At 70.0% G+C, this 13,476-nt stretch carries 12 protein-coding genes; 6 read left to right on the top strand and 6 right to left on the bottom strand.

The window, feature by feature from the left end:
- The first annotated feature begins 68 nt into the window (after positions 1-68).
- Positions 69-806 carry an FkbM family methyltransferase gene (locus tag OG892_RS39250; RefSeq protein ID WP_371631788.1) on the top strand — a complete coding sequence of 246 codons (738 nt, stop codon included), beginning with the start codon at positions 69-71 and terminating at the stop codon, positions 804-806.
- A gap of 93 nt (positions 807-899) precedes the next feature.
- Here OG892_RS39250 and OG892_RS39245 read toward each other — a convergent pair whose 3' ends face one another.
- Positions 900-2,546 carry a beta-N-acetylhexosaminidase gene (locus OG892_RS39245; RefSeq protein ID WP_073737847.1) on the bottom strand — a complete coding sequence of 549 codons (1,647 nt, stop codon included), beginning with the start codon at positions 2,544-2,546 and terminating at the stop codon, positions 900-902.
- Between the two features lie 140 nt (positions 2,547-2,686).
- Between OG892_RS39245 and OG892_RS39240 the strand changes: the two genes are divergently transcribed.
- Genes OG892_RS39240 through OG892_RS39220 form a run of 5 tightly spaced genes read left to right on the top strand, consistent with a single transcriptional unit; the run spans position 2,687 to position 8,625 of the window.
- Positions 2,687-4,000 carry a macrolide family glycosyltransferase gene (locus OG892_RS39240; protein WP_371631787.1) on the top strand — a complete coding sequence of 438 codons (1,314 nt, stop codon included), beginning with the start codon at positions 2,687-2,689 and terminating at the stop codon, positions 3,998-4,000.
- Positions 3,997-4,935: a glucose-1-phosphate thymidylyltransferase RfbA gene (rfbA, locus tag OG892_RS39235; RefSeq protein ID WP_073737849.1), complete on the top strand. Its 939-nt coding sequence runs from the start codon at positions 3,997-3,999 to the stop codon at positions 4,933-4,935. Before OG892_RS39240 ends, rfbA begins: the two co-directional genes overlap by 4 nt.
- Complete coding sequence (locus OG892_RS39230; protein ID WP_073737850.1) at positions 4,932-6,149, top strand: macrolide family glycosyltransferase; 1,218 nt, start codon at positions 4,932-4,934, stop codon at positions 6,147-6,149. Before rfbA ends, OG892_RS39230 begins: the two co-directional genes overlap by 4 nt.
- Positions 6,146-7,399: a macrolide family glycosyltransferase gene (locus OG892_RS39225; RefSeq protein ID WP_371631786.1), complete on the top strand. Its 1,254-nt coding sequence runs from the start codon at positions 6,146-6,148 to the stop codon at positions 7,397-7,399. Before OG892_RS39230 ends, OG892_RS39225 begins: the two co-directional genes overlap by 4 nt.
- A complete protein-coding gene (locus tag OG892_RS39220; protein WP_328868568.1) occupies positions 7,396-8,625 on the top strand; it encodes a cytochrome P450 in 1,230 nt (409 codons plus the stop codon). Before OG892_RS39225 ends, OG892_RS39220 begins: the two co-directional genes overlap by 4 nt.
- Positions 8,626-8,708: 83 nt before the next feature.
- Here the strand turns inward: OG892_RS39220 and rfbB are convergent, their stop codons facing one another.
- The 5 genes from rfbB to mqnE are packed head-to-tail and all read right to left on the bottom strand — an operon-like array spanning position 8,709 to position 13,361.
- Positions 8,709-9,671 carry a dTDP-glucose 4,6-dehydratase gene (gene rfbB, locus OG892_RS39215; protein WP_073737853.1) on the bottom strand — a complete coding sequence of 321 codons (963 nt, stop codon included), beginning with the start codon at positions 9,669-9,671 and terminating at the stop codon, positions 8,709-8,711.
- Positions 9,672-9,685: 14 nt separating this feature from the next.
- The gene (mqnC, locus tag OG892_RS39210; RefSeq protein ID WP_073737854.1) at positions 9,686-10,891 is read right to left on the bottom strand and encodes a cyclic dehypoxanthinyl futalosine synthase; all 1,206 of its coding nucleotides are present in this window, start codon (positions 10,889-10,891) and stop codon (positions 9,686-9,688) included.
- Positions 10,892-10,939: 48 nt separating this feature from the next.
- Positions 10,940-11,845, bottom strand: coding sequence for a menaquinone biosynthetic enzyme MqnA/MqnD family protein (locus OG892_RS39205; RefSeq protein WP_073737855.1), 906 nt, complete (start codon positions 11,843-11,845; stop codon positions 10,940-10,942).
- A complete protein-coding gene (locus OG892_RS39200) occupies positions 11,845-12,153 on the bottom strand; it encodes a ferredoxin (RefSeq protein ID WP_073737856.1) in 309 nt (102 codons plus the stop codon). The genes OG892_RS39205 and OG892_RS39200 overlap by 1 nt, the downstream gene beginning before the upstream one ends.
- A gap of 41 nt (positions 12,154-12,194) precedes the next feature.
- Positions 12,195-13,361: an aminofutalosine synthase MqnE gene (gene mqnE / locus OG892_RS39195; protein WP_073737857.1), complete on the bottom strand. Its 1,167-nt coding sequence runs from the start codon at positions 13,359-13,361 to the stop codon at positions 12,195-12,197.
- Positions 13,362-13,476 lie beyond the last annotated feature (115 nt).

Below are 13,476 nucleotides of genomic sequence, written 5' to 3'. Positions count from 1 at the left end.
CCGAGGCCCCGCCCCGCGCGGATACGCTCCTTGAACCATTCACCTATCGGGTCGACCAAGGGGCGATTGTGACGGAGCTTGTCGAACTGGGCGACGGCTTGCAGGTGTACACGCAGAGCGTCCTCGAAACGCGGTACATCTACGACGAGATATTCCAGCAGGGCTGCTACAGCGGACTCGAACTCCCCGACAGCCCGCTCGTTTTCGACGTCGGCGGGAACATCGGCATGTTCGTCCTGTTCATCAAGGACAAGTACCCGGGCGCGGAGGTGATCTCCTTCGAACCGATGCCGGACTCCATCGAGCTCTTCGGCAAGAACATGGAACTGCACGGTCTCGACGACGTGACCCTGCACCGCACGGCTCTCGGCAGCAAGCCGGAGTCGGGCGTCACCTTCTCGTTCTTCCCCATGCTCCCCGCGAACTCCACCAGGTATCCGGAGATCAAGGAGCAGCCGAAGGCGCAGATGGCCCAGCTGTCCGACCGGGCCCTGGCCGACCAGATGTACTTCGCGCAAGAGGTCACCGTCGACGTCGAGCGCCTCGCGGCCTACCTGCCCGAGGACCGGGACATCGACCTGCTGAAGGTCGACGTGGAGGGCGCAGAGGCCGATGTGCTGCTCGGTATCGACGCGGCCCAGTGGCCGCGCATCCGGCAGGCCGTCGTCGAGGTCGCGGACCTCGACGATCAGCTGGAGCGGGTCTGCGGCATCCTGCGCTCCAACGGCTTCGAGGTCACCCCCCAGCAGGCCCCGCTCACCGACGCGGAGGACCAGTACTACATGGTGCACGCCGTTCGCCCCTGAGCGCGGACGCGAGCACGGACAGCAACGCGGCGCAGGGGCCCGGCGGAGGAATCCGCCGGGCCCCTGCGCCGACTTCGTGTCAGGGTTCGGTGATCAGCTGCCGAGCGGCCACGGCACGTCGGGCGCGAGGTAGTAGTTCACACGTGCCTCACGCAGCCGCGGCCCCTGGGCCGCCAGCCGTACCTTGAAGTTGTCCCAGTTGTGCGCGGACGCCTTCGCCCAGCCGATCTCGGCGATCGACAGGAGCCTGGGGAACGCGAGGTTCTCCAGCTGGTTGATGCCGAACACCGTCTCCGTCCACAGCGGCGCCTCGACACCGGTGATCGAGGACTCCGGAAGGCCGGCGAGCTGCGTCTCCGGCTTCCAGTCGTAGGAGTCCTCCACCGTGGACGTGCCCGCCCAGGAGTTGCCTACGGGGTACTCGGGCAGGGCGTCGTTGTACTTCATGTCGAGGTAGGCGTTGCTCGCGGGCGCCATCACGAACTTGCCGCCGCCCTTGGCCGCGGCGAGCATCTGGTCGTCGTTGATGCCGGCGGCCCAGAACTCGGTCATCGACTTCGACGGGTCGAGCGAGCCGGCCGCCTCCTGCCAGCCGAACACCTTCTTGCCGTGCTTCTCGACCAGCTTGGCGACCTTCTCGATGTAGGCGTCCATCTCGGCCTGCGGCCGCTCGTGCGCCTCGTCGCCGCCGATGTGGATGTACGGACCGGGGGTGAGCGCCGCGATCTCGCCTATCACCTCGTCGAGGAACTCGAACGTGGTCGGGTTGTCGAGGCACAGCTTGCCGTCGGGGCTGTTCACCCAGTCGGTGTACGGCTCCAGCGGCTTGCCGTCACAGGTCAGCTTCGCGTACGAGGCGAGCGCCGAGTGCATGTGGCTGGGGCCCTCGATCTCCGGGATCACCGTGACACCCTGCGCCCAGGCGTAGGCGACGAGGTCCTTGTACTGCTCCTGCGTGTAGTAGCCGCCGAGCATCCCGCCGGTGCCGGTGCTGCCACCGATCTTGGCGAGTTCCGGCCAGGACTTGATCTCGATGCGCCAGCCCTGGTCGTCGATCAGGTGCAGATGCAGATAGTTGATCTTGTACCGGGCGATGGCATCGATGTACCCCTTCACGTCCGAGGGCGGAAGGTGGTGCCGTGCCACATCGATCATCGCGCCCCGGTACCCGTAGCGCGGCGCGTCGGAGATGACACCGCCCTGGACCCGCCAGGGACCGGCCGTCCGCTGCTGCCGGTCGACCTTGACCGGAAGCAGCTGGCGCAGTGTCTCCACACCGTTGAACAGCCCCGCCCGCTCGTCGGCCCGGATCGTGACGGCCTTGGACGTCACCTCCAGCTGGTAGCCCTCGGGCTTCGTCACCGTGTTGTCGCCGCCGAGGGCGAGCACGATGCCCGACGGCTTGGCCCCGGCTGCCAGCTTGCGCACCGGAAGTGCGTAGCCGGTGGGCTTGCGCAGCAGTCCGGTGAGGAACGTGGCGGCCTCGCCCGCGTCCTTGGAGCCGGCGGTCGTGTAGACCGCGTCGTCCGAATCCAGGTCGAAGGCGACACCGGTGGTCGTGTGGACCTCGGCGGGCTGCGGGACGACCTGGGTGAGCGGTACGGCGCCGGTCACCCTGGGCGGGCTGCCTGCAGACGCGGTCGTGGTCAGCATGGCCGCCGTCACCACCACGACCGCGATGACCGTCCCCTTCGCACGGCGTACGAGGCGGCGCCCGGGTGGACTTGCGTATGTGTTCATCTGTGCCTGTGTCTCTCTGTCGAGGGGCCTGATGTCCTGAATCCCATCGACAACCAGCTTGGACAACACGGTCTAGCGGGAGCCCTAGTTTTCGCTCCGGTCCCTCGAAGGCGACACGCGGACGTGTACATACTCACGCCGTGAACGGACGACCGGCTCAGGACGGATCCCAGCACCGGCAGACAACCACCCGGCGCGGCCACGTGGGTGTCTGCACCTTCCCCGCGTACGCGCACATCGCGCCCGCCGTGCCCCTGATGACCGAGCTGGTGAGACGCGGGCACCGGGTCACCTGCTTCGTCACGGAACGCTTCGCCGAACTGGCCCGGAGCAGTGGCGCGGAGGCCGTGGTCTACCCGTCGCGCTTCCCCTGGGCCGACGGGCCGACCGGCTCGGCGGTGGAGAACATCCTCGCCTTCTTCGAGGAGGCCATCGCCCCACTGGAGACGGCGCTGGCCCGCTTCGACGGCGACCGGCCCGATGTGCTCGCCCATGACCTCGCGGCCTCCGAGGCCGCCCGGCTGCTGGCCCGCGCCTGGGACGTCCCGGTGCTCCAGCTGTGCCCGACCATCGCCTCCGGCCCCGGCTTCTCGATGTCCGACCGCCAGAGTCAGGAGGTCACGGGGCCACCGCAGGAGCCGATCGACCCGCACGATCCGGCCATCGCCGAGTTCGTCGCGCGCAAGGGGCGGCTGTTCACCGAACACCGGCTGGACGGCTCCCCGCTCGACGGCTTCGGCGCGGAGCACGGCGACAACATCGTGTTCCTGCCCAAGGCGTTCCAGCCGGCCGCGGAGACCTTCGACGACCGGTTCGCGTTCGTCGGCCCCTGCCTGGCCGACCCGTCCGACGACGCCGCCCCGGACACCGGCGGCTGGCAGCCACCGGACGGGTGCCGGGTCGTGCTGCTGTCCCTGGGCAGCTCGTACACCCCCGACCAGGCCGCCTTCCTGCGTTTCTGTATCCAGGCGCTGGCCGACTCGCCGTGGCACGTCGTGGTGACCCTCGGCCACCGCGTCACCGCCGATGAGCTGGGTCCGCTGCCCGCGAACGTGGAGACCCACCAGTGGCTCCGGCACCCCGAAGTCCTCCGGCACGCCGCCGCGTTCATCACCCACGCGGGGATGGGCAGCGTCATGGAGTCGGTGGCCCACGGGGTCCCGATGGTGCTCGTGCCGTTCCACATCGACCAGCGGGTCATCGCCCGGCAGGCCGCCGACCTCGATCTGGGACGCGTCCTGCTGCGGGAGTCCGCCGATCCGGCCGCGCTGCGCACGGCGGTCGACGAGGTCGTCAACGGCTCCCGGGCAGCGGCGGCCGTGGCCGCCATGCGCCGGCACGTGCGCGAGGCGGGGGGCGCCTCCCGCGGAGCCGATGTCGTCGAGGGCCTGATGCGTCGCCCCGAACGTCCACGCACCCACCACGCGCCACCTACGGAAGTGACTCACCCATGAAGGGCATCATCCTCGCCGGGGGCGCCGGAACGCGCCTGCACCCCGTGACCCTCGCCGTCTCCAAGCAACTGCTCCCCGTCTACGACAAGCCGATGATCTACTACCCGCTGTCCGTGCTCATGCTCGCGGACATCCAGGACATCCTCATCATCTCGACGCCCGAGGACCAGCCGCTGTTCCAGCGCCTCCTCGGTGACGGCTCCGAACTGGGCCTGCGGCTCAGCTACGCGGTGCAGCAGGAGCCCAACGGGCTGCCCGAGGCGTTCATCATCGGCGCCGACTTCATCGGCGACGACTCGATCGCGCTGATCCTCGGCGACAACATCTTCTACGGCCCCGGCATGTCCGACTTCCTCCAGGACAGCCGCCGCGATCTGGACGGCTGCGTCCTGTTCGGCTACCACGTGTCCGACCCGGAGCGCTACGGCGTGGGCGAGGTCGACGCACACGGCAGGCTCATCGCCATCGAGGAGAAGCCGGTCCGTCCGCGCACCGACCGCGCCATCACCGGGCTGTACTTCTTCGACAACCAGGCCCTGGACATCGCCAAGAACCTGGTGCCCTCTGCGCGCGGCGAGCTGGAGATCACCGACGTCATCCGGCACTACCAGCGCGAAGGCAAGGCGAAGGTGATCGATCTCGGCCGGGGCTTCGCCTGGCTGGACACCGGAACCCACGACTCGCTCATCGAAGCGGGCCAGTACGTCCAGGTACTGGAGCGCCGCCAGGGCGTGCGGATCGCCTGCCTGGAGGAGATCGCCCTGCGGCGCGGCTTCATCGACGCCGAGGCCTGCCACCGGCGCGGCGCACGGCTGCCCAAGTCCGGCTACGGCGAGTACGTCATGGACATCGCGCGCAAGGACATCGAGTCCCGGCGTCCGGAGCCGGTGTTCACCCCGTGGGCGGAACAGCGCGAGACGGTGGGCCTTCGATGAGCGGCCGCCACATAGCCTTCTTCAACTACGCGGCACACGGCCATGTGAACCCCACGCTGCCGGTCGTCGCCGAACTGGTGCGCCGCGGCAACCGGGTGACGTACGTGGTCGCGGACCAGTTCGCGGACGTGGTCGCCGCGACCGGCGCCGAGGTGATCCGGTACGAGTCCGTCGTACCGAAGTCGTGGAACACGGTGGCCATCCCGGCGAAGATCACCGGGGACGACATGGCCCAGGCGGCGGTCGGGCACCTCAAGGAGTCGTTCACACCGCTCCACGACGTGGAGAAGCTGCTCGGTGACGACCGCCCGGACCTGATGGTCTACGACGCGTTCGGCTACCCCACCGGCCGGCTGCTGGCGCGCAGGTGGCAGCTGCCCTCGGTCATGACCGCGACCACGTTCGTGGTCAGCGAGACCTGCAACCCGTACGCCGCGCTCGCCGCGGGCATGTCCCCGCCCGACCCCGGCCACCCGGCCCTGGCCGAGTACCAGGACCTGCTGCGCTCCACGCTGGACGCCCACGGACTCGGTGACGTGTCGAACGAGGAGTTCACCGGTGCCGCCGAGGAGCGGACCGTCGTCTTCGTGGCGCCCGAGTTCCAGCCGGGAACCGAGACGTTCGACGAACGGCACGTCTTCGTCGGGCCGTGCATCGGGGACCGGGCCCTGCAGGGCGACTGGCGGCGTCCGGAGGACGGGCGCCCGGTGGCGCTCGTCGCCCTGGGCAGCTTCGGGTACGAGAACCAGGCGGCCTTCTACCGCGACGCGCTCGCCGCGCTGGCGGATCTGCCCTGGCACATCGTCATGTCGCTCGGCGGACTGGTCACCGCGGACGACCTCGGGCCGCTCCCGCCGAACGTCGAGGCCGCGCCCTGGGTGCCCCAGCTGTCGGTCCTCTCGCAGGCCTCGGCCTTCGTCTCGCACGCCGGGATGGGCAGCACCATGGAGGCGCTCGCCTTCGGTGTGCCGCCCGTCGTGGTGCCCCGCACCGGCGAGCAGGACCTGGTGGCCGCACGCGTCGCCGAACTGGGCCTGGGCCGGGCCATCGCGCCGGACGCACTCGACGCGCAGGTGCTGCGCGGCGCGGTCCTGGACCTCTCCGAGGACCGGGAGACCCGGGGACGGGTACGGGCGCTGTCCGAGAGCATCGCCGCCCGCCGGGGCCCCTCGCTCGCCGCCGACACCATCGAGTCCAGGCTGGCCGCGTCGTGACCGACACGTCCCGCGGGGTCCCGCAGGGCCGGCCCCTGCACCTCGCCTTCCTGCCCTATCCGGCCTTCGGGCACATGGTGCCGGTGCTCCCGGTGGTCGCGGAACTCGTGGCACGCGGCCACCGGGTGACCTGTTTCGCGACCGAGGAGTTCATGGACCGAGTCCGGGCGACGGGCGCACAGGCGCGCCTGTACGAGCCGCCGCTGTCCTCGGACCCGCCGCCGGACGTCATCGACGCCGACGAGTGCGCGCGGGCCCCGCTGAAACTGCTCGACGCGAGCACCGCGGTGCTCCCGTCGATCGAGGCGTGCTTCGCGGACGACCTGCCCGACACCGTCGCCTACGACACGACCCTGTGGCTGACCGGGCGGCTGCTGGCCGCGCGCTGGGGACGGCCCAGCGTGCAGCTGTCCCCGACGTTCATCTCGAACGAGCACTTCAACCTCTCCGAGCAGCACCAGGAGTTCGCCGGGCAGATCGATCCGGCGCACCCGGCGATCGTCGCGTTCACGCAGCGGCTCAAGGAGATCGTGGCCGGCAGCGGGCTGCGCGAGGAGCAGCAGGCCGAACTGTTCTACGGGCACGAGGAGTTCACGGTCGCGTTCGTGCCGAGGGAGTTCCAGTTCGCCGGCGCCACCTTCGACGAGCACCAGGTGTTCGTCGGTCCGACGACGCAGGCGGCGCCGCCGGACGGCGGCCCGGCGTGGCAGCCCCCGGCAGACGGACGGCCGGTGGTGCTCGTCTCGCTCGGCACCACCGTGAACAACCACCCCGACTTCTTCCGCCAGTGCGTCGAGGCCTTCGCCGGTCTGCCGTGGCACACGGTGCTCGCACTCGGCAAGCGCGTCTCCCCCGAGGAGCTCGGTCCGCTGCCGCCGCACGTGGAGGCGCACCCCTGGGTTCCGCTGGCCGAGGTCCTGCCGCACACCTCGGTCCTGCTGTGCCAGTCGGGCATGGGCAGCATCCTGGAGGCGCTGCGGGCCGCGGTACCGATGGTCGTCGTGCCCCATCACCCGGAGCAGCACGTCAACGCGCGGCGGCTGACCGAGCTGGGCCTGGCCCGGGTGGTGCGACGCGAGGACGCGTCCGTGGAGACCCTGCGCAACGCGGTCCTGGAGGTCGCGGGCGACACCGCGCTGCGTGAGCGCGTCCGGGAGATGAGCCGGCACGTCCGGTCGGCCGGCGGCGCCGGGGCAGCGGCCGACGCGATCGAGCAGCGGCTCTACGCACGGCCCCTGGAGGAGGCATGACCCGGACACCGGACGCACCGGTCACCCTGCCGTCGGCGAGGAAGTGCCCCTTCGACCCGCCCCCCGAGTACGCGGAGCTGCGCGAGCGGTGCCCGGTCGCTCCGCTGGAGCTGACCGTCGGCCCGGGTGAGGGGGCCGGGTGGCTGGTCACCCGGCTCTCCGACGTGCGGTCCGTACTGAGCGACCGGCGGTTCAGCCACCGCAACGAGCTGATCGGCCTGCCGATCCCGCCGCCGTTCCCGATGACCGAGTACAGCCCGCCGCCCGCCGCGCCGGGCGCCTTCATCAAGATGGACCAGCCCGGTCACTCCCGCTACCGGCGGCTGCTGACCCGTCGTTTCACCATGCGGGCGGTCGCCCGCCTCACCCCGATGATCAGCCGGCTGACCGGGGAGCACCTCGACGCGATGGCCAGGTCCGCCGGGCCGGTGGACCTGGTGACCGCCTTCGCGGAGCCCCTCACGGTCCGGGTGATGTGCGAGATGCTCGGCGTGCCCGACGCGGTACGCGAACCGCTCGCCCGGCACCTGGCCGTCATGTCCCGGATGCACTACACGGTCGAGGAGCTGATCACCGCCTGCACGGTCATCGGCGAGACCCTCCAGGAGCTGGTCACGGCCGAGCGCGCCGCACCCGGCACCGGCCTGATCGGTGAGCTCGTCGGTGAGGAGCTCACCGACGAGGAGATCGTGAACATCACCTGGGCCCTGCTCGGCGGCGGTTTCGACACGACGGCCAACATGCTGGCGCTCGGCACGTTCGCACTCCTGGACCATCCCGACCAGCTCGCGCTGCTGCGGGCCCGCCCGGAACTCACGGACAACGCGGTGGAGCAGCTGCTGCGCTACCTCACCATCTCCCACCTCGGGGCGAGCCGCGCCGCGCTGGCGGACGTCGAGCTGAACGGCGTCCGGATCAAGGCCGGCGACACCGTGGTCCTGGCACTGCCCGCCGCGAACCGGGACCCCGAGCACTTCGAGGACCCGGACCGGCTGGACATCACCGCCTCCGCCCAGGGCCATGTGGCCTTCGGGCACGGCGAGCACCAGTGCATCGGCCAGAACCTGGCGCGCGGCACGCTGCGCATCGCCCTGCCGATGCTGTTCGACCGCTTCCCCGACCTGCGGCCGGCCACGCCCGCCGGCGAGGTCCCGCTGCGCTCGGACATGCTCCACTACGGGGTGCACGAACTCCTGGTCGCCCGGGGCGAGGACACCGGCGACTGACACCCCGCCCATGGCGGCGCACGCGCGGCGGCCGCCGGATCACTGGATGGTCCGGCGGCCGCCGACTGCGTGGTCCCGACCGGTCAGCCGGCCGGCGCGGGCCACCGCTCCGGATGGGCGCGGTACCACTCCACCGTGCTCTCCAGACCGGCGGTGAACTCGATCGCCGGAGTGAAGCCGAGCTTCGTGATCTTGCTGAAGTCGAGCGAATACCTCAGGTCGTGGCCCTTGCGGTCGGCGACCCGCTGGATCAGCGACGGGTCGGCGCCGCACAGTTCGACCAGGCGCCGCGCGATCGAGACGTTGGTGACCTCGACGCCGCTGCCGATGTTGTAGACCTCGCCCGGCTCCCCGTCGGTGAGCACCAGTTGCAGCGCGGTGCAGTGGTCGGCCACGTGCAGCCACTCGCGCACGTTGCGCCCGTCGCCGTACAGCGGCACGGGCCTGCCGCGCAGCAGGTTGGTGATGAACAGCGGGATGAGCTTCTCGGCGTTCTGGTAGGGGCCGTAGTTGTTGGAGCAGCGGGTGAGCCGGATGTCCAGGCCGTGGGTGCGCCGGCAGGCCAAGGCCAGCAGGTCGCTGCCGGCCTTGGACGCCGCGTACGGCGAGTTGGGCTGCAGCGGCTCGTGCTCGTCCCACGATCCGGTCTCGATGGAGCCGTACACCTCGTCCGTGGACACGCACAGCACGGTCGCCACGTCGTACCGGGCGCAGCTGTCCAGGAGCTGCTGGGTGCCGACCACGTTGGTCGAGGCGAACGGGACCGCGCCGGTGACCGACCGGTCCACGTGCGACTCGGCGGCGAAGTGCACCACCACGTCGTGCCCGGGCAGTGCCTCCTCCAGGGCGGCCTCGTCCCGGATGTCCCCCTGGACGAAGGTCAGCCGCTCGTGCCCGAGCGGCAGGTTCGCCGTGGTGCCCGCGTAGGTGAGCAGGTCGAAGACGGTGACCTCGGCGTCCTCGTACCCGGCGTACTCGCCGGCGAGCATCGCCCGCACGTACTGCGAGCCGATGAAGCCGGCTCCGCCTGTGACAAAAACTTTCACGTCGACGCGTCTCCTCAGCTGACCGGCAGGACCTTCAGTGAGCGGCGGCGGACGCCGTCGCCGGAATCCACGACCGAGGAGATGTGCGAGACGACCCGCTCGTCGGCCGGGTCGGCCGCGGGATCGTCGTGCACCCGGAGGATCTCGTACGTGGTGTTGCGCTGCGCCGGTGTGCGGTCGGCGCCGCGGATCAGTTCGAGGAGCTCGGGCAGGTTCGAGCGGTGCTTGGCCCCGGCAGAGGAGACGACGTTCTCCTCCAGCATCACCGAGCCGAGGTCGTCCGCGCCGTAGTGCAGGGTCAGCTGCCCCATCTCCTTGCCCGTGGTGAGCCAGGAGCCCTGGATGTGCGCCACGTTGTCGAGGAAGAGCCGCGCGATGGCGATCACGCGCAGGTACTCCAGCGAGGTGGCCTGGGTGCGCCCGCGCAGCTTGTTGTTCTCCGGCTGGTAGGTGTACGGGATGAACGCGCGGAAGCCGCCGGTGCGGTCCTGCACGTCGCGGATCATGCTCAGGTGCTCGATGCGCTCGGCGTTGGTCTCGCCGGTGCCCATCAGCATCGTGGTGGTGGACTCCAGGCCGAGGCCGTGCGCGATCTCCATGATCTCCAGCCAGCGCTCGCCCGACTCCTTCAGCGGGGCGATGGCGGTACGGGCGCGGGCCGGCAGCAGTTCGGCGCCGGCGCCGGCGAACGAGTCGAGACCGGCGTCCCGGATGCGGGTGATCGCCTCCTCGACCGTGACTCCGGAGACCTTCGCCATGTGCGCGACCTCGGAGGCGCCCAGCGAGTGGATCACCAGTTGGGGGTAGTTCTCCTTGATGGCGGAGAACATGCCCTCGTAGTAGTCGACGCCGTAGTCGGGGTGGTGTCCGCCCTGGAACATGATCTGGGTGCCGCCCAGCTCCACGGTCTCCGCGCACCGGCGCAGGATGTCGTCGAGGTCCCGGCTCCAGCCGCGCTCGGTGTCCTTGGGCGGAGCGTAGAAGGCACAGAACTTGCAGGCGGTCACACAGACGTTGGTGTAGTTGATGTTGCGCTCGATGATGTACGTCGCCAGGTTCTCCTGGCCGGCGTAGCGATGGCGGCGCACGGCGTCCGCGGCCTGGCCGAGCGCGTGCAGCGGTGCGTGGCGGTAGAGCTCCAGTGCCTCGTCGGGCGTGAGGCGGCCTCCGGCGGCGGCACGGTCCAGAGCAGCGGTGAGATGACTGGTCGGGATGGCCATCGGGCCACCTTTCTGTTTCGGATGGATCGAGTCGCCGGGCGGAGAGGCCTAGGCGGCGGGCCGGGTGTCCAGCAGGCGGATTCCCAGATCGGGTGCGAAGCCGGCGTCCTGGCCGCCGACCCGGCGGGCGAACTCGCGAAGGCCGGCGAGCTGACGCTCGCCCAGACCGAAGTCGAGCGCGGACATGTAGTAGCGCTTGAGGGTCTCGAAGTCGAACTCGGCCCAGCGGGCCGCCTTGTGGCAGACCACGTCGATCTCGTCGAGGAAGAGCTCGCGCGAGGCGAGGAAGCCCGAGTGCACCTCACGGACCAGCTGCGGGTGCTCGTCGGCGAACTCTCGCCGGGCCGCGAACACCGCGAAGACGAACGGCAGCCCGGTCCACTCCCGCCACATCTCGGCCAGGTCGTACACCTGGAACCCGAAGGTGTCGGCCTGGAGGAGGGAGGCGCGCAGCGCGGCGTCCCCGATCACCACGGCCGCCGGTGCTCCGGCCATCATGGTCGGCAGGTCGGGCGGGCAGCTGAAGTACTCGGGCCGCACCCCGACCGACTCGGTGAGCAGCAGCTCGGCCAGGCGTACGGTGGTGCGGCTGGCAGTGGTGCAGGCGAGCGGGACACCGTCGAGCTGGTCCAGCGGCACCTTGCTGAGCAGCAGGCAGGACATCACCGGCCCGTCCGCGCCGACCGCGATATCGGGTAGCACCACCAGCTCGTCGGCGTGGCGCAGGTACTCCATGACGCTGATCGGGCTGATGTCCAGCTCACCGGCGACCAGGGCGTCGCTGAGGCGCTCGGGCGAGTCCTGGTGCAGATCGAGGTCGAGCAGGCTGCCGGTGCGGGCCAGTCCCCAGAACAGCGGCAGGCAGTTGAGGAAGTCGATGTGTCCGACCCGGGGCCGGACGGGCGCGGCCGATGCGGCGCTCCGGACCGGCCGTCGGCCGGTGAGCAAGGCCATCAGTCGTCCGCCGCGTCCGGTCCGAGGACCTCGGCTCCGTCACTGACCCGGCGCACATGGATACAGGCCCCCGGGCACTCCTTCACCGAGTCGGTGACGTCGCGCAGGGCGATGGTGGGCACGAGAACCGTGGCACCCGTCTCCTGGAGCAGATCGCCGTCCGCGGTCCTGACGTAGGCCAGGCCGTCGATGTCGAGTTCGAAGACGTCGGGCGCGTACTGGCTGCAGATCCCGTCGCCCGTGCACAGGTCCTGGTCGATCCAGACCTCAAGGGCGTCGCCCCGGAGGTCCTCGTCCCGTACGGTCATCGTGCGCACCTGCCGATACTTGTCGTTGTCGCGGTCATGAGTCAGACCCGCATGGGCTGGGGGCTCTCGCGGAGCTCGGGGTCCGGGCTCTCGTACTCGCGGACGATCTCGTAGAGCGTGTTGCGCTCCACGGGCTGGAACCCGGCGTCGCGGATCAGGTCCAGCAGGCCCTCGCGGGACATCTTGTCCGGGGTTCCGTAGTCGTCCGCGTCATGCGTGATCTTGTACTCGACGACGGAGCCGTCGATGTCGTCGGCGCCGTGGTTCAGCGCGAGCGCCGCGGTCTGCAGGCCGTGCATCACCCAGAAGACCTTCACGTGCGGCACGTTGTCGAAGAGCAGCCGGGAGACCGCGAAGGTCTTCAGCGACTCCGCAGGCGACGCCATCCGCGTCCTGGACATGAGCCGGTTGCGTTCCTTGCCGTCCATCGAGTCATGGAAGTCGTGCTGGTAGCGCAGCGGGATGAAGACCTGGAACCCGCCCGTCTCGTCCTGCAGTTCGCGCAGGCGCAGCACGTGGTCGACGCGGTGACGGGGTTCCTCGATGTGCCCGTACAGCATCGTCGCCGGGGTCTTGATCCCCTTCTCGTGTGCGAGACGGTGGATGCGCGACCAGTCCTCCCAGTGGGTGCGGTGGTCGACGATCTGCTTCCGGATCTCCCAGTCGAAGATCTCCGCGCCGCCGCCGGTCAGCGACTCCAGGCCGGCGTCGATCAGCTCGTCGAGGATCTCGCTGGCGGAGAGGCCGGAGATGCTCTCGAAGTGGTGGATCTCGGTGGCGGTGAAGGCCTTGACCGCCACCGTCGGCGGCAGGGCCTCCTTGAGCGCCCGGATCGAGCGCGGGTAGTAGCGCCACGGCAGCGTCGGGTGCAGGCCGTTGACCAGATGCAGCTCGGTGAGCTGCTCGGCCTCCATCGCCTTGGCCAGCTTCACGGCCTCCTCGATGCGCATGGTGTAGGCGTCCATCTCGCCCGGCTTGCGCTGGAACGAGCAGTACGCGCACGAGGCCGTGCACACGTTGGTCATGTTGAGGTGACGGTTGATGTTGAAGTGAACGACGTTGCCGTTCTTTCGCGTTCGCACCTGGTGCGCGAGCCCGCCGAGCCAGGCGAGGTCGTCGCACTCGTACAGGGCGATGCCGTCCTCGCGGCTGAGCCGCTCACCATCAGCGACCTTCTGCTCGACCTCGCGTTTGAATCCTGCGTCCACCCGTGCGCCTCCTCAGCGTCAAGTCCGGCATGGGAACGGTCTGCTCGGCCCCGCGAATACAACAGTCCCGGCAGCGCAGCTCCATGCTGGCCGAGCCACCGCTAAGAAAATCCCT

It is taken from the genome of Streptomyces sp. NBC_00341 (genome assembly GCF_041435055.1).
In the GTDB taxonomy this organism is placed as follows: Bacteria; Actinomycetota; Actinomycetes; order Streptomycetales; family Streptomycetaceae; genus Streptomyces.
Note: the sequence above shows the minus strand (reverse complement) of the source record. Positions and strands in the feature narration are given on the sequence as shown.

What these genes read in the sequence shown, in the direction of transcription:
- OG892_RS39245 (WP_073737847.1), bottom strand. Translation starts at nt 2,546, where the DNA reads ATGAACACATACGCAAGTCCACCCGGGCGCCGCCTCGTACGCCGTGCG.
- rfbA (WP_073737849.1), top strand. Translation starts at nt 3,997, where the DNA reads ATGAAGGGCATCATCCTCGCCGGGGGCGCCGGAACGCGCCTGCACCCC.
- OG892_RS39230 (WP_073737850.1), top strand. Translation starts at nt 4,932, where the DNA reads ATGAGCGGCCGCCACATAGCCTTCTTCAACTACGCGGCACACGGCCAT.
- OG892_RS39220 (WP_328868568.1), top strand. Translation starts at nt 7,396, where the DNA reads ATGACCCGGACACCGGACGCACCGGTCACCCTGCCGTCGGCGAGGAAG.
- mqnC (WP_073737854.1), bottom strand. Translation starts at nt 10,891, where the DNA reads ATGGCCATCCCGACCAGTCATCTCACCGCTGCTCTGGACCGTGCCGCC.
- OG892_RS39205 (WP_073737855.1), bottom strand. Translation starts at nt 11,845, where the DNA reads ATGGCCTTGCTCACCGGCCGACGGCCGGTCCGGAGCGCCGCATCGGCC.
- OG892_RS39200 (WP_073737856.1), bottom strand. Translation starts at nt 12,153, where the DNA reads ATGACCGTACGGGACGAGGACCTCCGGGGCGACGCCCTTGAGGTCTGG.